Genomic DNA, 25,100 nt, shown 5'->3' with positions numbered 1-25,100 from the left:
ACTTTTTTAGAAGGAGAAATATGATGAAATCGTTCAGAATGATTTTGGCTTTGTCACTGGTTGCCGTCACCGGATTAGGTGTGCAACAGTTTGTAGAAGCACAACAACCACAGACAGAAGGCAGCCAGCGTGATCAGTTACGCATCGCGGCCCAGAAGATCTGCCCCGTTTCAGGACAGAAACTCGGTGACCACGGGAAGCCGATTAAAGTCAAAGTGGGCAAAGAGTCAGTCTACCTCTGTTGCAAAGGTTGTTTGAACAGCAAGGTCAACCCGCAGCACTGGTCGACCATTCACGCCAACTATGCCAAAGCGCAAGGCAAGTGCCCGGTGATGAAAAAGCAGCTGCCGCAAAAACCGAAATGGACCATCGTCGATGGACGGATTGTCTATGTCTGCTGTCCCCCCTGCACCAAAAAGATCGCCGCTGATCCCGAGGCCTATCTGAGTAAAGTCGATGCACTGTACTCTGCCAACTTACGAAAGTAGCAGGGTACAAGCAGCAGACCGGGGAATCGTTTGAGCATTTTCCTGGTCGGCTCCTGAGTTGGAATGTCTGGGTGATCGCATGATGCGCTAACATACGACGCTCAGACATTCCATATCTTCTCTACAGTGTGATCAACCGGGACGTCAGCGATTGAAGAAAGTTCAAAGTCATGTCGGTCTTATTTGCCAGAATCGCCCGCTTCAAGAATCAACCCCGGACGATCAGATTTCAATTACTGCTTTCCGTGAATCTGACGCTGAGTATCGCTCTGGCAGGACTCCTGATATTGCAATATCACAGGGAAATCGAGCATGCGACAGCACAGATGAGGACAGGCTTGAATGATGAAGCGATCGCGATTCAGTCCGCAGTTTCCCATTTAATCCAGGATCATACGGATCATCAGAATCGCGACGTCCAGAGCTATATTAACAAAGTCTGTTCAGAAATGAGAAAATCGGCCTCACCCGGGCACCGGATCATCGTCAGCCTGAATGGGAAGTATATACAGACGGGTGGTACTACTCCAGATAGTAAGGCGATCCTGTCCGAGTTTGATTTTACAAATCCGGAATCGTTCAATCTGGCAGACTTCCAGCAACACCAGCTGGTCATTGGCTATAAGCCTGGAAAAGAAGCAAGCGTCTTTGTAATCGAAACATTAAAAAATGTACGTCGCGCGATCCGAACCAAAGTCCTGGTGCAGCTGGCTGTGCTCGGGGCATTAGGGCTGATCGCGGCTGGGATCGTCAATCTCGTGCTGCTGAAATTTGTGGGCAGACCGTTAAATCAACTCTTAAAGACCGTGGAAGATATCAGATCCGGCAATCTGGATACCGTGGCCCCGAGCTTTACCAGCAGTGAGATGAACTTACTGTCCTCATCCATCAATTCCATGAGCGCGGCACTGAAAGAAAATGATCGCGACCGCCGCACCCAGATGGAGAAAGCGAGAAAGATTCAGCAATACCTGTTGCCCCACGGAGTTCAAATATCACAGCTTGAAACAGCGCATATCTTTGAACCGGCTGACAGTGTGGCCGGAGATTACTACGATTTCTTGCCCTTGTCGGATGGATCTTGGCTCATCTGCATTGCCGATGTGAGCGGACATGGTGTCCCCGCTGCCATGGGGGCTGCCATGTTGAAATCGCTCCTACTGGCTGCCTCCGAAAAGCCCCCTTTTGATCCAGTCACGATCATGACAGAAGTCAACCGTCAATTTACCGCTTCGATTCTGCCCGGTAATTTTGCGTCCATGTTTCTTGCACGCTGGGAGCCGGAATCACAGACCTTGACCTGGGTCAGTGCGGGACATCTCCCAGGCCTCCTGCAGAAAAAAACAGGAGCCCTGGAAGCATTAAAGAGCACAGGCCTGTTAATCGGCATTGACCTGAATGCCGAGTGGGAGCAGAAAACGACGATACTTTCACCAGAAGATCGAATTCTGCTCTTTAGCGATGGAGTCACAGAGTCGACCAACGCCGAGGGGACTTTATTTGGAGTAGACCGACTCACAGATTTATTTTCCCACAGGTCTGACAGCTCACTTCTGACAGAAATCATGCGTATCAACGAAACCATTGCGAAATGGCGTTCGAATGCTTCTCCGAATGATGATCTGACGCTCGTGGCATTAGAGTGTCAAACCGTTAAAGAACTGAATCAGTCTAAAGATCGGTCGTCGAGAGAGAACGAGGAGCTCAATGTTTTCACTCGGTAAGCAGAACATAAAGTTTACCTGACCCGAAATATCCTCACATGGGTGCCTGGGTACGGTAGATTTAGTTGTAATCACTGTTTCAGTCAAATCAATTCTACCGATGATAACCAGTGTGTATCGGTTCCGATCATATCAGGGGGGAGGCCAAGGATGGCCGTACGAAAGTCAGCTTATTTCTTAAGTATATTACTGTTATTGTCCGGCTGTAAAACTGCACAGCAGGTCCATGACCCCGGTTACGCACAAGTTTCCGAGTCCGTTCAACAGGCCGCATATACTCCTGCCCAGGCGACCGTCAATCCAGTTGCTGCCGACTTGCAGGGCGCGCATTCCGTAGAAGAGTACATTCAATATGCGTTGTCACAAAACCCCGATATCCAGGCAGCCCGGAAACTTGTAGAAGCCAACGCTCACCAGGTCCCTGTCGCTTCGAGCCTGCAGGACCCGACTCTGGGAATGACGTTTTATCCTGAACAGGTACAGACGGCTTCAGGCCCTCAGGAATATGCGTTAAATGTTTCTCAGAAATTCCCTGCACGAGGGAAACTGAATGCCCAGGGTGAACTCGCCGAATCACAAACCAATCAATCAAGAGCGCACCTGGCAGCCGTTGAACTGGACACGATTGCCAAAGTGAAACGGGCCTATTACGAGCTCTATTTTATTCAACAGACCATTGCTGTGACCGAGGCCGATAAACAGTTACTGGTTGAGATCCGTGACGTTGCAAACGTCCGCTACAAGACAGGAAAAGTCAGTCAGCAGGACCTGTTGCGGGCAGAGCTGGAAATCTCCAATGTCGAGAATGAATTAATTCGACTGCAACAAAGGCTCGAAAGCGGTCAGGCCAAGCTGGCTCGTCTGCTGCATGTTTCACCACAGACAAAATTACTGGCACTCGATCATATCGCCCCCGGATCTCTGCCTGACGACCTGAACTGGTTGCAGCAACAGGCGGTTGCTTCTCGTCCCGAATTGCATGCACAACTGGCAGCACTCGAAAAGGACAGGCAGGCACTCAATCTGGCACGCCTCGCCTACAAGCCGGATCTCACCCTGGGAGCCACCTGGATCGATGTAGGGTCGACTGGCGTCAGTCCTGTTGCCAACGGAAATGATTCATTTCTGATCACGGCAGGCATTAACCTGCCCATCTACAGAAAGAAACTGGATTCGGCAGTGCGCTCCGCTGAGGCAAAAGCAGTCTCGACGGCCCGATCCTATGATTCATTAAAAGATGCCACTCAAGAAGAAGTCGCAGACCTCTTCGCGCAAGCCAAAAGTCAGCAGGATCTGATGACCCTGTTCCGTGAAGACATTCTTCCCAAAGCACGCCAGACGTTAGAGGTCTCCAGCCAGGCCTACAATACCGGAGAAGTCGATTTTTTACAGCTGGTTGACAACTGGAGAGAACTGCTCCGATTCGAGGTGAGTTATCTGAGAATCGAAGCATCACTGGGACAATCACTGGCAGAGCTGGAACGCGTCGTTGGCGGGGTCAACCCGCAGGCATTGCAACCCATTCCCGCGGCGCCGGAAGCACTAGAAAATTTACCGCTGCCAGAAGAACCATAACAGACAGGACTGCAATCGAAGCGAAGCAGTTTCCAACGAAGGAGCTTAAAATGAACAACGCTCAAAAGTGGATGCGCTGGCCCGCAACGCTGGGAGCGATCGTGCTGTCAGGTTGTGCATCGACTTACCACAGTTATTCCGGCTGTGACGTTGACTGCCAGTACTGTGAACCACCTCCGCTGCCGTATACCAGCTACGACAATTGTGTTTGTCACTCCAGCCAGGTTTCAAGCTATCTGGAGCGCCTGCCGCATCAGCCTGAAGCAGCAGATCACGGGGACAGTAATGCAGAATCAGGAAAGTGAACAGGTCGTTCGCCATCCCTTTGGAAAGTTCACCTATTTACTTTGTTCTATCCTGACATTGCTGGTGGGAACCGCGTTCATGGGCAGCAGCAGAGTCTCTGTGATGCTCTTCTGCCTGTTGTTCTCGACCGTCCTGCTCACAGCAGTCGTCTCTGTCTGTCATCGCCACAAGACACTGGGGATTGGCCTTACGCTTGTCGTCCTGATGCTGATATTGAATGTCAGCAGTTTTCTTACCCGCAGCTATTCACTGACGGTTCTGCACAACAGTCTGGTGATCATTTTCCTGGCGTTTGTCTTTTACCATATTCTGAGTGCCGTATTTCACGACGACCGGGTCACACTGGATACCATTATCGGGACAGTCAGTCTCTACCTGCTGGCCGGACTCCTCTGGTCCTACCTCTACTCAACCATCTTACTGGTTGATCCAGCCGCCTTTCGTTATGACCTAGTTAATGCCGCATCCGAAGCAGTCACGTTACGAAACTCGGACCTGCAACCGTTGATTTACCTGTCGTTCGTCACCATGGCGACTCTGGGATATGGTGATATCGTTCCGGTATCCGGCCCCGCGCAAACAGCCTGTTACCTGCAGGCTGTCTTTGGTCAGTTTTATTTCGCCATCCTGGTTTCCAGGCTGGTGGCCATGTACATTTCAGCTGCGACCCACAAGAATCAACAGCATGCCCAAGGCAGTTAATCCAGTGCACGATGATTCAGCCTGAGGTGAAAGTCTAGGCCCTGCCCCCTTTGGCATTGTAATTTCTATCAGCAAGCCTCCCACCATTATGACTCCGAGTGTGCGACCATGCCACGCCTGCCGAATTTGGACTAGGCCGCTCATGTGGCAAGTGGTTAGATCGCCCTTTGACAGCCCTGCCCCTCTCACCGAGAAAAACGAGCGAATAAAGCCGATATACCGAGAGGCTGCGGGCACTTTCGTAGCCTCCACCAACTCTATCCAAGATCTTCACATGTATCCAAATACGGGTTAGAGGCAACTCACCTCCACTAAAGCCGCCCTATGCACATCTCCCTATGTCTGATGTGTCTGATTTCGTGTCTGATTTTTACGATTTTCAAGAAAATCCCAAAAACATTGATTTACACAAGCATCTAATAACATGACACTTAGAGCGACGCCGCAGCTCCCAAAACTCTTTCCCGCCGCCTCCATAAACAAAGAGCTGTTCCCTATGGGACAGCTCTTTGTTTTTTTAGGTCCCCCCAAGTCACAAACAGGCCATGACGAGGGTGTTGACGACTGGTATATCGTTCGAGCGGTCATTCCGTCATTCCAGCTTCTTTAAATCTATCGAGTTGTTCTTTCAAGGCTCGTGAACCATGGATTTGAAAGCAGTAAAATGCTGTGTGCAAAGCCGACTGGCGTGCGCTCTCTAACGAAGTAATCCCGGTATGGCCAACGGGGTAAGCAACCCACAACGCAACAAGGGCGGCATTCTCAATTGATTCCTCATATGCAGTTGGATCTTCATCAGACACGCTCGCCAATTCAATGTCTTCACATGCAGATTCCGCGTTATAATACGCGTCTTCAAGCTCTTGTGCGGAAATGTACTTATCCAAATAGGCTTCTGCAGCAACGATTGCATTTCTGCTTCGAGAATCAACCAATAGAGCATCGACTGACTTCGCATTTAATACTGCAAACTTTCGCAATGCGGTTTCATCTTCGAAATTCTCGATAAACGAATCCATCTTCATCTCGTCATCACAGTCAAGCCATTGATTCAGTTCGTCATTTTTCATTATGACAATCCAAGAATGATCCTCTCAAAATTTATTTGCCCTCATCGCCCCCGCGATACTCTCATGGCAACCTTCCCTTGTAATTTTCTCTTTGATCAGCGTTTCCATGCAACCCCTTTCCGATTTCCAGTGCAGTTCTGTCTCCGGAACGGAACAGATTGCACTTGATCGTCACTTTCCGAATCGTATTCTTGTGTAATTCTGCTTCGCGCGCGAGGCGGATGAAGTGTGCACCGGAACCTGGCCCACTTGTGACTCAGAAGCACCTGAATCGCCGTCGATTTTTCCAGTTTTTCACCGGAACAAAATGAACCGGCTCTCAATTTCTCGTACATATTCAAATCATTTCGGAGCAAACTCAGAGCAATTCACAGCAGACTCAACCCTCTTCACTGCACATTCGGAGCAGGTCAACACATCCATTCCACTTGACTCCCCCACGCCGATTCACAAAATTTAAAACCAACATGACCAACTTTAGAACGCCCAACCAGAAAAAAGTCCGCCTGCATGCAATTCGGGGCAAGCGCAGCCAGCTGGAAACTGACAGAGAAACAGACCAGGTCAGCGACGTCCCTGCCTCATACCACAAGGGGAACGTTGCCTGCGGTTCAGAGTCCTCCGATGTGATCTACCACTCAGTTCCAGCATCCAGACGCGTCATTGCCAGACGCGTCATTGTATGAAAAGGCAACGCAACGCAGTAGCTGAAAATCGTTCAGCGGAACAGGAACTGTTTCCAGAGACAGAGGGAGAAGCCTGGATTCACAATGGGTATACCGGGCACGAGCATTCGGATAAGACCTAAAGGGGGCAGCGACTCTTAATCACATTAAAGAGTTCTGCCCCAATCCTTCTCGGCACACTTAATGCTACCTGTAAAAAATCATCACGAATAGAGAGGTTTCGTGTATTTCGTGACGTTCGTGGTTTGTAAATTGGTCAATCTGCAGACTGGAAGGCGCGTTGACCGCTTGAGACATCTGTTATGCCACGAGCAAAGCGCGCCGAGATTGAAGAGCAGGACATCACCGGGCTGAAGTACTTCCGTCAGTTGGGAAAACTGCTGCAGAAACCTCATAAGATTCCTGCAGATGCTGGACAGCCTGACGTTTGCGAGAAGGGCTTAGAAGTTTCCCTCTGCAATATCCTTGAGCATCGCTTTATCGAGTTCCGCTTCGGCGAGCAGTTTCTTGAGTCGGCTGTTTTCCTGTTCCAGTTCCTTCAGCGGTTTGGCTTCTTCGGCCTTCATTCCACCATACTGAGTTCGCCAGCGATGAAAAGTCTGCTCACTGATTCCCAACTGCTGGCAAACTTCGCCAATCGTCTTCCCTGCATTCTGCATCGCCTCGGCATCTCGCAGCTTGCGAACAATCTGTTCCGGGGAATGGCGTTTACTACGTCGTTTCGTCATGATTGTCTCCTAATAAAACGTCTATTGGAAACTCTCACAACAAATGGATCAAGTTAGGGGGAGCATGCCACCAGAACTCTTTTCAATAGACCGGACTCGATGACCTCATCGACGGCTGCATTATAGTTCTCGCGACCGCCGTCCACAAACACGGTTGGCTTTCCCTCAGTCATGGCCTGCGATGCGTCCAGTAATAACCGGGCCGTAATCCCCGGTTCGAAGTGATCAAGCACACGCCAGGCAAGAATGCGCCGTGAGTAATTGTCGCTAACCGCCTGAAAAAGCTCTGCCAGCGTCATGGATGCCGTTTCATCCGCTTGGGAAGCGGAGGCGTCCGCATGCGACGCCGGGATAATCTCTTTTTTGTGTGATAAGGTTGTTTTTCACCAACAGTAAAAGCGTTGAAGCAAATGGCAAAGTAACCCTCTCTGCACTGATGCAATTGCCACTGATACAAACACCTTGCTTGACCGAGAGCATTGCATGAGCATTATCCAGGAAGAACCATCGGAAAAATGCTCTTGCCTCAAATCAAGATTAGGTCGTCGCTGAACGGGATTCGAGATAACGAAAAACGCTTCTGTATTGTCTTCTAGGACCGGCTTTTCCAAACCATTTTTCTAATACCTGCATTGCATCGCTAACACGGTTTAACAACACCATCGCAGCAACAACCCTAATTTTGTAAGAACGATCATTGATGACTCTTTCGTCACCATGATCGTATGCATCACAGATGGCATCAGGAGATATGTAGTAATCAAGAAAGGGAATTCCCCATTGTTGCAAAAAACACTGCATTTCCGAAATTACGCCAGGAACCGAATCTGGTTGATAAATAAACCATCGTGATCCAATCCCCTTTGGTGAAGTAAACTCAATAGGTTCTCGCAGTGTTGTGTCTGGCCCCCCACCCAACAACGTTTCATCGCCATCCACCATCTCTTTTGCAACTGAATTCACTGAGTCCATCGAGACCTCAAGCCACGGATAGATCGCCGCTGCCGCATTCGGACAATCTGATGGATGGATTTCTATCACGACTTCAATACGCTGGTCTGCTTTGGGTAATTTGCGTGAGTAGGTCAGTGCATTTTTTCGACGTGAAAAGCCATTCGAGGCCAATTGTTCATCTAGTTCATCGCCAAGCCATTGACTCACACACGCTTTTATTTCAGATTTCATTGAACTCATTGACGAATCTCCACTGCTCGACGCACCTGTATCCCTTTACTCTGGCCAACTCCAGGTACAGTGTTGGCACCACTGGCATTAAGAGTCGAATCAAACGTTCGTTGTGCCGGTGTTAGACGAGCCGATCCAGACTTGACTTCCAGGCCAATTACACGACCGCTCGGAGAGACTGCCGCTCCGTCGTAAACACGAAGTTGCCCAGAAGCATCTCGGACTGATACACGTCCTCGAATAACTTGCCATCCAGGTTTCGCTTCAACCGCATCCCAAACAGCGGACTCTGCCGCCGCACCAGAGCGTCCAACTCCTTGCGGACTTGCGAACTTGCCATCCGCTGTTCGCCAAACGTTGTTCCATCGCACTCCTCTTGGGGCATATAAATTGCGCCCACTCTTCGCACTCGCATTATGAACCAGCAAGCCAGCATCAGCGATTTGGTAAACATGCTCACCGGCGACTTCCAGGCCGTAGACCGTTTCCGGTCCGGCGCGGATTTCAATCGACGTCACGCGGGTCGAGGTTCCCAGCGCCGTTTTTAATTCTTCGCCGATTCGCAACTCCCCGGCAGGAATAAAAGCATCGCGGTCTCTGCTCCAGAAGGGATGCTTGGCCGTGGTGCCGATCGGCGTCTCTTCCCCTTCCACAAAAACGCTGATCACTTCATCCGAAACGTGCTGGAACGTGCCGGTGACGACCGAGCCCGGCCCCCGGCGGATCGGCGGACACTCTGTGATCGACAGCACTTCCGCATCCCCGGCGACATGCATCTCGGGAATTTCCAGTTGAATGACAGCGCCGGGCAGCGCGTCGTTCTGTCGAATCCAGCTTGTGGGACGCAGCAGTTGCCCCAGGACAAATTGACCCGGCTGCTGTTCCATCCGCACCGAGACCAGCCGCCAGGATACCGGATTCGGTTCCAACACCGGTTGAGTATCCCACCGATCCGGATTCCGCCCCAGCACCCGCATCCCGGGACGCATCTGCTGAATCGGCATCGTCTGCAATCGCTGCGGTGTCACCGAGGAATGAATTGCCGCCTGAGCAGAAGGCAGGACCGAAGCATCCACACCACCAGTCAGCCCCACCCCCACTTTCCAGAAACAGAAACTGGTGAAGAGCAGACAGCTGAAGATGGCCAGTTCTCGAACGAAGTCGGACATAAATCCGATCTACTTATTTGATCGAAAGAATTAAAAATGCTGAAAAAAGAATAGTAATTTATCTTGTCTAGATTCATCCCGGAGTGATCAGTTCAAAACATACTGCTCCTGCAACATTCGCTCCGATGAAAATAAAGGTTGCGATACTGTTTTCTAATTTACTCCGTTTTTCAAGCCCATCACCCGGTGCCTCTTCACAGTAACATAAAAAAAAAGTCCAAAAAGTACATTCAGGCCCAACAGAGCATAGTATCCAATTCTCACAAAATATATGACAGTAGTCAGATCCTCGAATCCAACTTTAAAAAGACACCCCAACATGGTGATAGCTATAGTCAGTCCAACAACCAACCCGTAGTCTCCAAATCGCTCATACTTATTCTCTGAGTCAATCATCATTTTCGCAAAGTCAATCATCATTCACTTCCAGGAAGTTGATAGCCTGCAGAGCCCCATGCAGTAATTCCTGCCAGAGACAACGCCCCCCAGTACCTTTAATGAGCTTCCAGTTCGATGATTTGATCGGTTCATTGAACAAGAATATTACTGTATCCTTTTATTTTAAAACCGCTAGTTCCGAGCGAGGTATGATACTGTCTTCCAAGACGTTTCCCAAAGTTTGCAGTACGAGGAGTTATTGGTTTTAAACCCCATTCAGATCGAATGATCGGTCCTGTCGTAAAATAAGTGTAATTATCGGAAAGTGGCTTCCATTTTCCAATACGTCTAAATCGCCTCAGAGATGCTTTAAAACCTTTTCTTTCAGCCACTCAACGGGCCTATACTTTGTGAGGTAAACAAGACCGGTAGAAATTGTAAAATCACTTTATTTAATCTCCAATTTATCAGTATACGAGAAGAGTTCAACTGATTCATCACATGACCCCGAATTATGCACCAGCAGGCCGGAATCGGTAACGCTGTAGACTTGTTCGTCGGCGACTTCCAGGTTAGAGACAGGCTCAGGTCCGGCACGGATTTCGATCGAGGTGATGCGGACTGTCGTCTAACTGAGTGCCGAATGCAGTCGTTCGCCATTTGTGGATTCGGACCAGACGGTACCACGTCGACGGAGAAGCGAAGACCTTGCCCATTCGCTCCGCCAGGCGTGCCAGCGTCCCGGTGGATACATGACGGTATTTTTCGGATGTGACCATTTCCTGAATCGTTCTCATTTCTGCGGCAGTGAGCTGATGTAGAGACGATCGAGGACACGACGGAGGTCATCCAGACCACATTCAACCCGCTTCCATTCTCGGTAACGGCCGTGTGACAGACCAATCACACGCAGCACTGTTTTCAGCGGGAAATGCGCTCGCAAATATTCGATGGCCTGCAGCACTCGGTGCTTTTGGACTTCTTGCGGAAGCCGAATTTGTGACAGTGCGAAGTGAGTCACTTTCATGAAAGTGGTGATCAGACACAGCAAAGCGATCAATCGAACGTGTTGCGACGATGCAGCGAGATCACTTCACACTGCAGTTCTCCCAGACTCATATCTACGATGTCGACGGTGATCACGTCGGACATGGTTTTCGTCAGCCAGCCTCGGGCCGTAGATCGAGGGACACCACGTTGAATTGCGACATCAATATTGCCGGTGGATCCAGCAAGTTCTTTCAAACGATGATCGTAGGTGTGTTGACTGCGTTTGCTGTTGGACATGCCCAGATTCTGATAATTCAAGGTGCCCGAGGGAAGAGATCTTCGTGATATCGCGGCATGAGAGTGTCGAGAACTCGCGCAAATTTGTAGGGAATCTCGTAACAGACAGAAATGCTGTTTTTTGCAGAAAAAGGCGTGCCAGCTCAATTAAACCAGAGGTGGCACGCCATTGTGGTGTGATTATTGGCGGTGAGACCCCGCCATGCGAGGTGTGGTTTCGCAGAAAGATCCTTTACTCTTTTTGTGGCTCCGATGCAGATTTTTCGTTCTGGGGATTACTGCTGGATAAAATATCGGACAGAAACAAAACCTGCTCCCCCGACTCGACAAACCATCCTTTGATGCCATCACCATATGAGGACGACAATATCACATCCTCTTTCGGAGAGAGTGCCAGCGCCGTAATAAAGGTCTGCGGATGGTATGCATAGGTCCGCACCTTTGCGCCGTCAAGATCCCACAGGTGAATCGCTTTCTTAGCCCCTCCCTCTCCAGTCAGGAACTGGTTCCCCTCCGGTAAAAACTGTAATGCCCCCCCTTCTACCGTACAACGCAACTCCCCCTCCCTTGAAAACAGCGAAGCACGATGATTACAGGAAGCCAGGATCCACTTTCCATCCGAAGATAAATCGAGGTCCTGAATCCCAAAAGTGGGAGGCACGTGACGATCCAGCTCCATTGTCTGCTGCACTTGAAACTCGCCTGCAGGTTCCGCTTGCGTCCAGACCTTAACTGCGGGCTTCACTTTCTTGCCAAACGACTCCCCACCGCACCCACCGGAAAGCAGGGTCTTGCCGTCTGGAGAGAATTTCAGTTTGGTAACACTGGCAACATGCTCTTTGAGAACCTGAACCGGCTGACTGGATTCTGTTTCCAGATCCCAGATCAGGAAGTTTCCATTCTTCAAGCCACTCACAAAATATCGCCCCGACGGATCAAAAACGCCCGACTCGACGAAATCGGTCTCTCCTTCCAGAATCCGGACGACTTCGCCTGATGCCGTGTCCCAGATGGATACGGGCGTCGGTTCAGCCAGCTCCTGCATGAGCTCCCCGGGCATGGTGGTCGCGGTGGTCGCCAGATACTTCAGGTCGGAACTGAAACCAAGGGCCCTGGTCCCGATCGGCCCCGGCGAACGATACAGCCTTCCTGTAACCGTTTTCGGATCGGAAAAATCCCAGATCAGCGCCCCGGTGCGTCCGTTGCAGACCCCCATCCGTCCGGTTTTCGCATGCAACTGAATCGTGTGAGGTTGCTGATGGGGATACAGGTCCGGGCCGGTCAACACCTGTCGTACCTGGGGAACCAGTTGACCGTCAAAGAGCTTGACGACTCCCTCCTTGTCGACTGTCACCATCCGATCCTGTTCCTTTGAGGTCAAAAGATACCGCACATCATGAGAATGCTGCTGGAGACTGGTCAGCTCCCGGCCACTTTTCCAGTCCCAGACCAGCAGTTCATTGCCTGCCATCGCAATCAGCTGCGCACGATCCTTGCCGAACGCTTTCGGAACCCAGAGAGGCTTATTACGACCGGCGTATTCTCGGACGATCTTTCCTTCCTTGAGATTCAGCAACCCGATCGTGTGGGTTTCGACCGTTTCCGGATAGGAATCCGGACTCCGGTTAGCCAGACTCCATTTCGTTCCGGAGACCAGCAGTTCCAATCCGTTTTCGGTAAATCCGATCGAATTGATGTTAGGCAGGAATGGCTGCCCCGTATAAATCAGCTTTTTCTGTTGCAAATCCCAGACATACAGAACATCCACCACATGCGGCAGTGCTCCGGGCGACCAGAACCCCGGATTGAATTTCTTATAGATGCCACCTCGCACAAAGGCCAGCTTACTATCATCCGCGGTAAAATGAACTTCCCTGACAAGCTGTAGAAAATCCCGCCAGTCGTATTTATCAACCATCGTTTCTTTAGCTCGAATGTTGATTTCAGCAATCCTGCTCTGCGTAGCGACTTCCCAGAGTTCCACCTGATCTGCCAGTGCCACTGCGATGTACTTGCCGGTATTCGAAACACGATGTGCTTTCACGGGCTTGTCAGCGGGCAGCTTCAGACTGGCAACTTCGGTAAATGATACGGTTTCAAAGATTTTGATTTCAGGCTGCTGATAGCAACTGATGAATTTCACATTATCTGAAATACTCTTCGCGAGTGTTGTCTCCGGGGCTACATCGGGAAACAGAGTATATTCCTTCAACATCTGACGAGTTTTCAGATCCCATGTCTGAACCCGACCGCCGTCCTGCGAAATCATCAACTGTGATCGATCGCTGAGATAACCAATCCCGCGGAGCTTTTCCATATCCACAGTCAGCAGATCGTTGTCCTGTTTGGGGTATTGACTGCGTTTCAGTTCCATTACATTCAGGGAGACTTCCTGCAGCGCCTCCAGCTTCATACGTTCTCCCAAAGCTGCAAACTGCTTTTGGGCGATCTCCTCGTGCCCCTGAATCCAGTTCATTCCAGCCAGCAATGTTTCGTAGTGGTCCTTCTGCTCCACACTCAAGTGGGATGCATATCCTTTGACCATTCTCTGCATCTGGGGCAGTACATCATCAGAGCCATAGACTTCACGACTGCGGGCTCCACCAGGCCCCCGCATAAATTCATGACCGGCAATCATGGCCTGCAACGCATCCTGAAAACCGAAAGGCACCTGCGTATCAAAGCGTTCGGAATTGAGACATTCCATTCCAAACTGGAGCACTGGCTGATAACGCTTCCAGTTCTCGTAGATTGCGGGGGAAGGAATCAGAGAACCGCGGTACAGCCGATACATGGGTCGATAATCGAACTGGGCTGCCACGGCACGATCAAACCAGTATCTCGGACTCGCCGGTGAGAGCCGATCAAATTCGCCCTCATCATCAAGCAGAATGTCCGCGTACAACATCTGTGGATTCTGCCGATACGACATGGGATACAGTTTCAACGGCGCCTCTGGAAGTTCGGGAGCCAACTGATACGCCTGCAGATATAACCGGTACGATTTACGCAGATGCCCCATGAACACGGATTTCACTTTTGCCCAGTCGGTCTGAATGAATTTGGTATAGGGGGGCCAGTACTCCCTGAGCGTACTCCCGTTCGTGCCCAGTTGATTGTAAAAAGATCCCAGAATCATGCTTTTGAGCCAGGGGTCAGCGTTCTCCTGGCTTTCCAGTGCGAGCATGAATGGCCCCAGAATCGGTTGATGCGCAGGAGCCGTGATGATTCCCATCTCTTCCAGATAAATCCGTCTTTCGAGACCAGATAGCTGCTTCTCCTTGATGGCTTTGAGAAAGTGGCGCGACATAGCCTCCCGTTTATCGGTCCCCTTCCCCACAAGCACCAGAGACTTCAGAATCTGAAAACTCACGATTTCCGAGTAACGGTCTGGGGTATACAGTTTATTCAGCTGTTGAGTCAGCGCGGTCATAACCCCATACATCTTCTGACTGGCAAGTGCTTCAATGACCAGGCTGATAACCAGAGGATCCCGACACCCCAGCTCAACGACCGCAGTCCCCTGCTCTGCCAGTTGCGCATCAGACTGGTCTGGATAAAACTTCGGTGAGCGGTGCTTTCGAAACCGCGCAATCGAGACCCAACGGGCAGCCTCTTTCAGAAATTCCCGCGCCGGCTCATCCCACCGCGGATCCTTTTCCCCGTGCTCCTCATACTCTGTTAAAAACAGGTTCTGATACCAGTCCGCCCGCTCCTGCTGAAACTGGTTCTCGGTATAGGTGACTTCGACCTCGTTCAGCGGCACGGGCTCGTAGTTCTTCTCCCAGGGAATCCCCGCAACCAGTTCCGGGTCGTATTTCATTTCGGCAACCGTGGTGGGTGGAAAGAGAAGTCGACCGCGATAATCGGTTCGCTCCTCCATCAACTGCCGCACGCGCTCCGCATCTTCGTCAATTTCTACGGGCGTTATCGGCTGAGATTTCAGTCTGTCCAGCTTGCTCTCAAAGGAGGCGTCAGTGAAATACTCCGCTGTTGTAGAGAACAGGCCATACTCACGAATGACTCCCACGGCCAGTAACAGCAGAAGTCCGCTGCCGATGATCCACCATTTGCGCGTTTTCTGTCTGCCAGTATTTTGTTTCATCATCATCACTCCCAGGTTCAGGGAAGCTTCCAGATATTGACGTTTCCATCCTGCATCGCGGCAATCAGATGCCTGGTATCACGACTCGCTAACAGCGACGTCGCAGGTGAAACACCATAACGATATTCTTTAACCACATTGAGCTCACGGGTATCCCATAACCGAACCGCACCACTCCGGTATGCGGCCGCCAACAGGTGTGAAGCGGGAACAAAGCAAAGATCCGTCACCAGGTCAGAATCGGTTTGCAGAACTCCCTGTTGCCCCTGATCTTCCTCAGAGATCAGATGAATCACCCCTCTCCGATCGGCAATGGCGAATAACTGTTCTTTCTCAGAGACAGCACAGGCGATCCCCTCATAAGCTGTCTGCAGAACATCTTTCGGCGATGTCTGATCGTAATTCCAGAGTTCCAGCCCGTGATCCCCCGTGAGCATCAGCCAACCGGCGCGATCCTTGAACTGACTTAATTGCAGTACGGGCACTTTGAGCTGGAGCGACGATTTGACCTGGTTCAGTTCCGGAACCCAGCTCTTGATCTGCCCGCTCAGACTGCCTGCGAGAATCAGTTTACCGTTCGGATCCCAGGCGACGGATGAAACCGGACCTTCGAAGCCTTCCAGTTTCTTCAAGTCGGTTGTTTTTTTGAGGAATCGCTGTATCCGATTGGTGTAATCCATTTTTCGTACCCCCACATAACTGGTTCTGGCACCTTCCTGTCCCGTTCCGTATGCGAGGTACTCTCCATTCGGAGAAAATGCCAGACTTGAGATCTGATTAGGTGTGTCCAGTTCAAAACTCGCCGGCGGATGATTCATGTTCCACACATAAATCATTCCATCTCCGCCACCTGCCAGCCAGATTCCATCGGGTGCAAGATCCAGCGCATGAATCGGTGTCCTGGCGTGAAACTGATACACTAAATCATCAGGAAGAGGGACCTCGGGCAGCAGGCAAAAATGCAGCGTCTTATTATCAGTCGCCACCACGCCCAAGGTCCCATTTTCTGCCAGCAGCAGTTTTGCTCGCCTGCTGGACGTGATCTGTAATTCCTGTGTCTCTACCAGATTCCCTGTCGAGGTCTCCCAGAGTTTCAGACTCCGGTTGGTCAGCGTTGCCGCACGGTTAACTTCGGGTGCAAAAGCGGCTGCCTGACTCCCGGGAGCAAAAGTACGCAGTTTTTCCGCAGTGAGTGCATTCCATACATCAATGCGCCCCGCCGCAAAGGCGAGCGCGATTCGTGCATCTGTCGAAAGCGCCAGCGTGGCAGGTGTTGCTTCGGTAGGAAACACCTTTTCCGGTCGCGACTCCAACGAGTTCCACAGTACCAGTGGGTCACCGATGGATAACTGATTTCCAATCAGCAGTCGACTCAGATTTCCATTTGCAGCCAGCGTCTGCGCACTGTTACGACCGACTTCGAAACGCCGGATCTCCGTACCGGAGCGGATGTCCCAGAAACGGACAGTTCGATCATCCCCCAGCGAAACCAGCGTCGATTCGTCCCCCGAAAACGCCATATCCAGGACCGGCTGCACGTGTCCTTCCAGTCGGCGGTATTCTTCCTTTCCACTTTTGTTCGTTTCAAACACGCGTATCGAGTGATCGCCGGCAGCAACAGCGGTCAGTGTTGCCTGCGGGGAAAGTGTCACCACCGTGATCCCGGCCGGCGTTCCTTCGAACCTGCTCTGTGTGACATTCTGCAGTCCCTTCCGATAATAATATTTCAATACAATATCGTTCTCGAGTGCAGCGACTATCGTGTAAGCGGATTGATCGATGTACCGGGAAACAGCAATATCCATCGCGCGCACCCTGGCCTGCAACGGAATGACAATCTCAGGACCGGAACCGACTGGCCAGCGCTGAAACCGGGAGCCGGTCTGCGAAGCCAGGGAAAGCTTGCCAGCAGGCTCCGATCTCCCGGAGACGGGAGTGTTGACATCAGCATTTCTCACGAGATAGATCAGCAACAGGCAACCTGCCACCAGCGTCAGCAGTACCGCAACCCTCCGTCTGCGGAGAGGACGACTCCCGCCCCTGCGGGTATCCGCGCTGTTCAACCGCGCCAGTAATACATCGCGTTCCGTTCGCACCTGTGCCAGTCGTGCATTCACCTGATGCAACTGCCGTTGTATCGTTTCTGACTGTTCCTCCTGCTCCGCGCAGGCGTTACGCAGTTCTTCCAGCAGGAAATCTTCTCCGCTTTCTGTGTCGGCAGTAATCTGTGACTTTGTGTTTATGTCCCGTTGCAACTGCTTGAGCAGTAGCTGAGCATCCCGATTCAGAGATGACAGGTGATCTCGATGCCGCTCCAGCTTCAATATCGCCCGGTCGATCTGCATCTGGGTGTTCTGCAACTGCTCCGCCCAGTGCGGAGACTTCGCCTCAAACCAGTCGAAAAAATGTTGCACAAGCCGTTCGCCAAGATGCGTTGGTCCACGATTCAGTACTTCCAGTTCATCGTCAAAATCACTGAAGTCGGGCGCGGAAATAATTGCCGTTGCTGCGGCAGCAGGCGAAGTTCTGGCCACAGGTCTGAAAAAATAATCGACATCGTTCTGGACGATCTGATCGGCGTGCGAAGGCAACAGCTCTCCCTGCTGAAAGGCCCTGATGTCCTCCAGTACGGCCCTCGCATCCGCATAGCGGTGGGCCGGATCCTTAGCCATCATTTTTGAAACAATCGCCGTGACAGCAGCAGGCACCGGCCCCGCCACTTCGGACAGCGGCACGGGCCTCTCATACACATGCTGAAAGATCATCCCAGTGGGACTGTCTGCGGTGAAAGGCAGCTTCCCGCTGAGACACTCATAAAGCACGACTCCCAGCGAATAAAGATCACTACGGGCATCCACGCCCCGACTACTGCCCTGCTCGGGAGAAATGTAATCCATTGTCCCCAGGACCGTTCCGGAAAGCGTCGGCCCGCTGTCATCATTCAGTGATTTGACGAGACCAAAATCCACCAGCAGGTAACGGTCCGTTTCCCGCTCGCGGAGAATGTTTCCCGGCTTGACGTCTCGATGAACCAGTCCAGCCCGATGCGCGGCTTCCAGACCCTGCAGAATCTGTTCGATGACATTCAACGCCGCCGCGACAGACAGACATCCGCACGACAGCTGTTCTGCCAGAGATTCTCCCTCGACGTATTCCATCGCAAAATAATGTTGCCCCAGATCCTCGCCTATGAAAAAGATCTGAACGATATGGGGATGAATGATTTTCGCCACGCTGGCGGCTTCGGAATAGAATCGCTGCACGAACGAATCATGCCGTCCCAGCTCCGGCGGCAGCACCTTGACGGCCACGGTGCGTTTCAGAGACTGATCGTAACCCTCGTAGACATCACCCATTCCCCCACTACCGAGCCGCCTGACAATTTGAAAATGACCAATTTGGTCAAATGGCAGTCGAGCGTGCAATTCAGGTGAATCCGCCACGGTGGTTATCGGCTCATTGTCCGGGCCGCTCGCATCAGCCAGGCGTTGCGTATCCGTTTGCAGAGCCTTTTGAATATTTCTCAGCAGATACAGCAGAGCATCAATCTCCTCACAGCGCTGATCGTCATCGAAACCCAGCGCGAGATCGATCAACGGGTGGAGTTCAGACGGAATCCGTTGCAGAACCCGGGGGCTTTGCAGATAATCCGCAACTCTGCAATCCCCAGCGATTCGACAGGCGAGTTCTCCCAGTGCAAAACTGTCAATCAGCCGGACGGGGAACTCTACCCCCGCCTCGTCCACGCGCTGCTGTGCCTCTTCGATATTGAGAGGTAATACCTGTAACTCCGCATGCTCTGCGACAGCATACCAGGTGGCATCAGCGGGGAACCTCACTCGCTCGGACGTCCCCTCTTTCGCGGGGGTTACCCGCCATTCACTCATCCCTTCAACCTGTACGATCCGGGATGCATCGATCGATCCACTCAAGCGGCCTGCCTGGTGACAGTCGCGGATCATTGTAGCTGCCGCCAGCAGAACATCCACGATCTCACTCAAATCCGACAGACGGGAAGCCGTTCGTCCGGCTGCCTCGTAAGGCTCATCGTGGTCCCGTTCGCGGTGGTCAGTCATGCTGTTCTGTCTTTCGATCGATGAATGAAGTCAGCTGCTGTAAGAGAACAGCCTTCGACTCGCGCTCGCGGCAACGGAGTTCTTCCGACTCTGTGGGAAGCTGTCGGAATACAGCCTCCAGATCGCCGTGCATTTTCAGATACTCCCCCAAAGTCTGCCACTCCCTCTCGACTTCCTGAGCGAAGTCATCCTCATACCCATACCTGCGAACATGCTCTTCAATACCGCTGCGCAACCGGTCGGTAAATTGCCCCCGCGTCCGTTTATAGTGGTTTTCGACATCCGTTACTTTCAGGTTCAGGCAGTCCGCGATTTCCGGATTTGATAATCCTTCCCGAACTCGACCGTAAAATACGCGGAATGCATTCACCCGCCCTCGCTTGAGAGAATCCTGCTGCAACTGCAGTAACGTTGATTGCAACAGTGACTCCGCCCAGGCTTCATAGAAACGATCTTCCGCAGGATCCCGTTGCCGCCTGGTAATCTCAGCAATCAGCACAGGCTTGAGTTCGTGCATGATTTTCTCACGCCCCGACTGAAGCCGCGCGCGATTGGAAATCAGGTTCCTGACCACCACACACAGCATGGTACTCAGTCGGGAACGCCGGTCTTCCAGCCAGCGTGAGAGCAGATCGGCCGTGAAGAGTGTTTTGAAAGTCTCAGCAGTAATATCCTCGGCATCCTGGGTTCTCAGGTTCCCGGAGCGAATCGCAAAGCGAACGACAGGCCCCCAGTAATCGTCAAGAAACGTATTCCATTCCGGCGCTTGACGATCGGTCGCGATACGTTGTATCAACGTCTGCCGGGTTTGGGGGAATCGATTCACGGACGCTGGGCCTTTTCCTTCCTGTACGAGCGAAGCACTCTTCATTCTCAGTATTGCTGGATTCATTTGTCAAGTTTTCATCCTGAGAAGAATCAGTCCTTCTTCTGCTTCAGTGCATTCAACTCCTCTTCGATCTCCAGTGAATGAACACCCTCAGCCAGAGAATCTTTGGCAAATGTATCCCGGGGATCCAGCATGGTCATATCAGCCATTGCGTTTAACTCATCCATTGCATCGGCTTCCGCTTCTGCTTCTTCGACTTTTTCTCGCAGCCGATCGAACTTGCGAAATGCATTTGCATTAAAGGCTTTAGTCTGCTGACAACTCAATGAAGTGCGCGACTGTTTCCGGATTTCTGCAGATCGCTTGCGCAGCAGTAAAGCAGACAACTCCCGCTTCGCTTCCGCCAGTTTGGCTTTCATCGCCGACAATTGAACCTTCAACGTTTCCCCAGCTTTTTTAACCGGCTCCAGTTGTTCTTTCAGGGCCTGACTGAGATTTTCATGTTCCTTTTTACGGGCCAGTGCTTTGCGAGCCAGTTGATCGTCTCCGTTCTGTACCGCCTGCATTGCACGTTGCTGCCAGTTATGAGCTTCCATTTCATTTTTGGTCAACTCCCGGATGAGTCGCTTCTCACCCGCCATCACACGTGCCGTATCCTGGGTAACGGTATCAATTGAATGTTCCATCTCCCGGATGGCCTGTTTCAACATGACTTCCGGATCTTCAAACTGATCGAGCATATCATGAATATTGGCCGCAATAATGTCGTTGATTCGTTCAAATATTCTCATGGGACATTCCTGATCTCTGTGTTCAGATTGCAGTAAAAAAACAGACGCGTGTTTCATTTATGTGATGTAATGAAACTTGCTGTTCGGTCAGAGAATATTTGACTTTTACTTTTTAAAATCCCTTGCCAGGCCAGCCCCTTCACCATAAGCACATAATTTGATTCGACTTACAGATATCAATCAGGATAATCACAGACTGCCTGCCCCCGTTGATTTTTACAAATTGTTGGGCGTCATTCCTTACCTGACGGATGCCCCCATCCACTGAGTAAAGACCATTCACTGTTCTTTCACCTACACAACTCCTCATATGCTCCCAGATAGACAGTCAGGCGGGCGTTTTCATACCTGCTGCTGAGCAGATTATGAGAGCAATGGGTTTGAGAGAGATATACTCACTCCATAAACATGTCCCGTTCATTGTCCGACTGTGTCCGACTGTGTCCGATTCAGCAAATCCCCAAAGCGATAGATCCGCCTCCACTCCGACGGCTGCTCACCAAAGTGGGCAGCCGTTTTCTTTGCCCTCACAATCCCGATGCTCCTCTCATGACAACTCTCCCTTTTAATTTTCTCTTTGATCAGCGACTGCAGGCAACCCCTTTCCGATTTCCAGTGCAGTTCTGTCTCTGGAACAGAACAAATTGCACTTGATCGACACTTTCCGAATCGTATTCTTGTGTAATTCTGCTTCGCGCGCGAGGCGGATGAAGTGTGCACTGGAACCTGGCCCACTTGTGACTCAGAAGCACCTGAATCGGCCTCGATTTTTCCAGTTTTTCACCGGAACAAAATGAACCGGCTCTCAATATCTCGTACATTTTCAAATCATTTCGCAGCAAACTCAGAGCAATTCACAGCAGACTCAACCCTCTTCACTGCACATTCGGAGCAGGTCAACACGCATCATTCACTTGACTCCCCCACGCCGTTTCACAAAATCATAAACTCAACACAGCGGAACACTGTCAGTCACCGCGACGAAATCAGGTTTCCGATCGATACTTGACAGGTGCGGGTTTAAGAGACGAACTGGATTGCACTATTTTATTGAGAGTACTGTGATTCTAAAGATGAATATTTCTGAGCTGTACAGGGACTATTGCCAGTTATAAAGGGAGTAGACGGCCTTCATTCTCGGTTAACGGGAAATCACAATCTTGAATCGGCGTCGTCTCCAGGGCCGTTTGATACAGCACTGCTGCGTTTCGCACCTGCAGCTACGGCAAGCAAACGCCATATAATTTATCGGGCGATAGACTCGGCGGTGGCGGCGATGTTAAACTGGCACTCGAAATGGGTCTGGAGCAGTTCCAGCTTCATATTGAATCCCCTGCAGAGGAAATCTTGGATTTATGCAACATAGATTGATCACGGCAATCACTTCATCGGTATTGCTCTTATTGATGAGCCCCGTCTGCCTTAACGCCGAAGAAATGGTTGTCAGGCCACTGCCGCAACCGGGACCGCTCGACAATCCGCTGAAAGGATGGTGCCCTTACACAGACGCGGGGACAATACGCCAACCGTACTCGATGGTCTTTCTGTACGTCCCGTGGAGTGAACTTGAACCAACCCCGGGGAACTATCGCTTCGATGCCTGGGAGAAATCATGGAATGTAGAGGCAGCCAGAGGCAAGCATATCATCTTTCGTGTTTACATCGACTACCCCTCGTTACCGTCAGGATTGCCAGGCTGGATCCGAGAAGCCGGAGTCAAGGAGACGCCGTACAAGGCACATGGCGGCGGACTCTCTCCAGACTATAACGATCCCAAAATGATCACAGCCATGGAGCGATTCATCAAGGCGCTTGGTAAACGGTACAACAAGCATCCACGCATCGGATTCATTCAACTAGGTCTGCTCGGATTTTGGGGAGAATGGCATACGTGGCCGCGTGAGGAACTCTACGCTACGGCCGCAACAGAAAGACGGATCATCGACGCCTACCGGAAGGCGTTTCCTGACAAGTCATTGATGGTTCGCTACGCCCGCGATTACGCCGGTCAGCAGTCGTGGATCGGATTTCACGACGACATGTTTCCCGAGGACACCGACAACGGCAAAGACTGGAGTTTCCTGTCGGGAGTCAGATCGTCCGGAAGAGTCAACAACTGGAAGCAGGCCGTCATTGGCGGCGAGATGGTCCCGAATAAAGCAAAACAATGGCTTGGCAGTCAATACAACACGACGCAGACCATGCTGGAGCGAGCCCATTTTTCGTGGGTTGGGCCATACTGCCCGGCATTGGAACGATCTGACAGTGAAGAATTCCTTGAACGCAGTCAGGCGCTCGTACGAAAGATGGGATACGAGTTCCAACTGACTGAATTAAGTCATACGAGAGTGGCCGAAGCCAACAGCGCCATCAAGATTTCGCTCAAAGGGCAAAATAACGGGGTCGCGCCCTTCTACTATCCCTGGTCGGTCGAGTTGGCTCTGCTTGATTCGTCAGGTGAGATCATCACGAGCAAAAAGACGAATTGGGACGTGAGAGATTGGCAACCGGGTCAGTTCTCGGAGTCGGCCCACGTCCCGTTCGACGTGCAGCCCGGTGAATATCGAATGGCGCTTGGTATCCGTGATCCGTGGCAGAACCGTCCTGCGATCAGATTTGCCAACGAGCTACCGGTGATCGATGGCTGGACCGTGCTCTCCAGGATCAAAATCACTAAATGATCGTGGCACACCGTTCCTTGTTACCGATCATCAAAAGCATCCCGATGACAGGGAGCATGATTCAGTCACATACAATCTGGACCGAACAATGCCAGCCTGCCCCGATTTCAATAACAGACAATCAACATACTGATGACAATTCCCATCGAGATGAAAGTCAGTCTGTATCTGTTTGTTGATGGACCGTTTTTGCTGTAATTCATATAAAACCTCGCCCGGATGACTTTTTAAAAATTGCCAATAACCTCTCCTCCCCCGCGTGTGGACAGGCCGCGCCAGAGGTCAAGATTGATATTTTCACTGACAAAGCGGACCGAACCATCCGCGAGACCGATATTCACGCCGCCAGAATGCAGGCTGCGCGCTGCGAACCAGCCTCGACTGTGTGCAAATGCATCGGGTAGATGTGCGTTGGGCCCCAAATAAGTGTTGAACAGCGTTGCGCTCGCCTGACCCCAGATCCAGGGAAACCCCCGATCTCCCCTCCAGCTTGTAGCAGACTGAATGTCCGATTCGCTGAACATAGGAGAGACTCCCCCCGGGGCAGTACCATTTCGAGATCGCCCTGAACTCAGATTGGCGGCGACACGATATGGTTTCTGCAGTCCCAATAAGGGAGTCGCAGACAGGTCACTGCCGGGACCACGCAGTGCTTCTGCCATAATCATCGTATTGGTTGTCCCATCGGTGATATCTGCAAAGCGTGTACTGCTGTCAAAGTAAAAGATACCATCTGTGGGAAATGCAGGATCGTAATACTCTTTCCCTCCACCTGAAATGCCGGTTCCGGTATTCCCGAAATAATTGGTTCCTGCCAACCCGGTTCCAAACGACATCGACCCGAACATGACTTCCGCTGTTTGTGGCGCACTGTCACTGGGACACATGAAAAAGGGAATCAGGATCTTAGAAGCAGGATTGTGAAATGCAGGCGGACTGCCGTTGAGCACGGGCAGGTTGAAATCCAGTTCGTTCTGTGCATTTGCCTGTTCCACAAACGGCAACAGACGGGCATACACCGAAAAAGCATCACTGCTGGCCATAGTGCTGCCTCCACCGTTACCACCGCTGGGCAGACGGGTATAGGCACTTTCATAATTATGCATTGCCAGCACCAGTTGTTTCAGGTTGTTTTTACATTGCGCACGCCGGGCCGCTTCACGCGCCTGTTGCACAGCGGGCAGTAGAAGCGCAATCAGAATCGCAATGATGGCAATCACCACCAGTAGTTCAATAAGTGTAAATCCTCGTACGGTTATGTTGCCGTAAGTAGGGGATTTTTTCATTTCCAGTTTTCCTTGCCACAGTTTATCTAGAGTT

19 protein-coding genes and 1 pseudogene are annotated in these 25,100 nt (G+C 51.4%); 7 read left to right on the top strand and 13 right to left on the bottom strand.

Features of this window, described 5'->3' with window-relative positions; translation table 11 throughout:
- Positions 1–20 precede the first annotated feature (20 nt).
- The 5 genes from HG66A1_RS10005 to HG66A1_RS09985 all read left to right on the top strand — a co-directional run bounded on the left by HG66A1_RS10005 (position 21) and on the right by HG66A1_RS09985 (position 4,795).
- Entirely contained in the window at positions 21–488 is a 468-nt protein-coding gene (locus HG66A1_RS10005) for a hypothetical protein (RefSeq protein WP_145182886.1), read from the top strand.
- A 170-nt stretch (positions 489–658) separates the two neighbouring features.
- Positions 659–2,212 (top strand): PP2C family protein-serine/threonine phosphatase, encoded by a 1,554-nt coding sequence (locus HG66A1_RS10000; RefSeq protein WP_145039116.1) that lies wholly within the window; start codon positions 659–661, stop codon positions 2,210–2,212.
- A gap of 150 nt (positions 2,213–2,362) precedes the next feature.
- Positions 2,363–3,787, top strand: coding sequence for a TolC family protein (locus HG66A1_RS09995; protein ID WP_145039114.1), 1,425 nt, complete (start codon positions 2,363–2,365; stop codon positions 3,785–3,787).
- A gap of 50 nt (positions 3,788–3,837) precedes the next feature.
- The gene (locus tag HG66A1_RS09990; protein WP_145039112.1) at positions 3,838–4,092 is read left to right on the top strand and encodes a hypothetical protein; all 255 of its coding nucleotides are present in this window, start codon (positions 3,838–3,840) and stop codon (positions 4,090–4,092) included.
- Complete coding sequence (locus HG66A1_RS09985; protein WP_145039110.1) at positions 4,073–4,795, top strand: potassium channel family protein; 723 nt, start codon at positions 4,073–4,075, stop codon at positions 4,793–4,795. Before HG66A1_RS09990 ends, HG66A1_RS09985 begins: the two co-directional genes overlap by 20 nt.
- Positions 4,796–5,379: 584 nt before the next feature.
- Here HG66A1_RS09985 and HG66A1_RS09980 read toward each other — a convergent pair.
- A complete protein-coding gene (locus HG66A1_RS09980; RefSeq protein WP_145182883.1) occupies positions 5,380–5,865 on the bottom strand; it encodes a hypothetical protein in 486 nt (161 codons plus the stop codon).
- A gap of 467 nt (positions 5,866–6,332) precedes the next feature.
- Here HG66A1_RS09980 and HG66A1_RS09975 point away from each other — a divergent pair, with 467 nt between their 5' ends.
- Entirely contained in the window at positions 6,333–6,551 is a 219-nt protein-coding gene (locus HG66A1_RS09975; RefSeq protein WP_145182880.1) for a hypothetical protein, read from the top strand.
- A gap of 384 nt (positions 6,552–6,935) precedes the next feature.
- Here the strand turns inward: HG66A1_RS09975 and HG66A1_RS09970 are convergent.
- The 11 genes and pseudogenes from HG66A1_RS09970 to HG66A1_RS09925 form a co-directional block, all read right to left on the bottom strand.
- A pseudogene (locus tag HG66A1_RS09970) lies at positions 6,936–7,279 on the bottom strand (transposase); the annotation flags it as partial.
- Between the two features lie 53 nt (positions 7,280–7,332).
- Positions 7,333–7,578, bottom strand: coding sequence for a hypothetical protein (locus tag HG66A1_RS09965; RefSeq protein WP_145182874.1), 246 nt, complete (start codon positions 7,576–7,578; stop codon positions 7,333–7,335).
- Between the two features lie 238 nt (positions 7,579–7,816).
- Positions 7,817–8,473, bottom strand: coding sequence for a hypothetical protein (locus HG66A1_RS09960; protein WP_145182871.1), 657 nt, complete (start codon positions 8,471–8,473; stop codon positions 7,817–7,819).
- Complete coding sequence (locus HG66A1_RS09955; RefSeq protein ID WP_145182868.1) at positions 8,470–9,633, bottom strand: Hint domain-containing protein; 1,164 nt, start codon at positions 9,631–9,633, stop codon at positions 8,470–8,472. Before HG66A1_RS09955 ends, HG66A1_RS09960 begins: the two co-directional genes overlap by 4 nt.
- A 962-nt stretch (positions 9,634–10,595) precedes the next feature.
- Positions 10,596–10,790 carry a hypothetical protein gene (locus tag HG66A1_RS31925; protein ID WP_197997077.1) on the bottom strand — a complete coding sequence of 65 codons (195 nt, stop codon included), beginning with the start codon at positions 10,788–10,790 and terminating at the stop codon, positions 10,596–10,598.
- Between the two features lie 14 nt (positions 10,791–10,804).
- Positions 10,805–10,975, bottom strand: coding sequence for a hypothetical protein (locus HG66A1_RS31920; RefSeq protein WP_197997076.1), 171 nt, complete (start codon positions 10,973–10,975; stop codon positions 10,805–10,807).
- 92 nt (positions 10,976–11,067) lie between these two features.
- On the bottom strand, positions 11,068–11,298 hold the full coding sequence (locus HG66A1_RS09945) for a hypothetical protein (protein ID WP_145182865.1): 231 nt from the start codon (positions 11,296–11,298) through the stop codon (positions 11,068–11,070).
- A 232-nt stretch (positions 11,299–11,530) separates the two neighbouring features.
- Positions 11,531–15,409 (bottom strand): WD40 repeat domain-containing protein, encoded by a 3,879-nt coding sequence (locus HG66A1_RS09940; RefSeq protein WP_145182860.1) that lies wholly within the window; start codon positions 15,407–15,409, stop codon positions 11,531–11,533.
- Between the two features lie 11 nt (positions 15,410–15,420).
- On the bottom strand, positions 15,421–19,479 hold the full coding sequence (locus HG66A1_RS09935; protein ID WP_145182857.1) for a protein kinase domain-containing protein: 4,059 nt from the start codon (positions 19,477–19,479) through the stop codon (positions 15,421–15,423).
- On the bottom strand, positions 19,472–20,305 hold the full coding sequence (locus HG66A1_RS09930) for an RNA polymerase sigma factor (protein ID WP_145182854.1): 834 nt from the start codon (positions 20,303–20,305) through the stop codon (positions 19,472–19,474). The genes HG66A1_RS09935 and HG66A1_RS09930 overlap by 8 nt, the downstream gene beginning before the upstream one ends.
- Before the next feature lie 92 nt (positions 20,306–20,397).
- The gene (locus tag HG66A1_RS09925; protein WP_197997074.1) at positions 20,398–21,099 is read right to left on the bottom strand and encodes a PspA/IM30 family protein; all 702 of its coding nucleotides are present in this window, start codon (positions 21,097–21,099) and stop codon (positions 20,398–20,400) included.
- A gap of 1,355 nt (positions 21,100–22,454) precedes the next feature.
- Between HG66A1_RS09925 and HG66A1_RS09920 the strand changes: the two genes are divergently transcribed.
- Positions 22,455–23,780, top strand: a complete 1,326-nt coding sequence (locus HG66A1_RS09920) for a DUF4832 domain-containing protein (RefSeq protein WP_145182848.1) — start codon at positions 22,455–22,457, stop codon at positions 23,778–23,780.
- Positions 23,781–24,007: 227 nt separating this feature from the next.
- On the opposite strand, the gene HG66A1_RS09915 is transcribed toward HG66A1_RS09920, so the two are convergent.
- A complete protein-coding gene (locus HG66A1_RS09915) occupies positions 24,008–25,066 on the bottom strand; it encodes a DUF1559 domain-containing protein (protein WP_197997073.1) in 1,059 nt (352 codons plus the stop codon).
- Positions 25,067–25,100 lie beyond the last annotated feature (34 nt).

The sequence above is a fragment of the Gimesia chilikensis genome (assembly GCF_007744075.1).
GTDB lineage: Bacteria > Planctomycetota > Planctomycetia > Planctomycetales > Planctomycetaceae > Gimesia > Gimesia chilikensis_A.
Note: the sequence above shows the minus strand (reverse complement) of the source record. Positions and strands in the feature narration are given on the sequence as shown.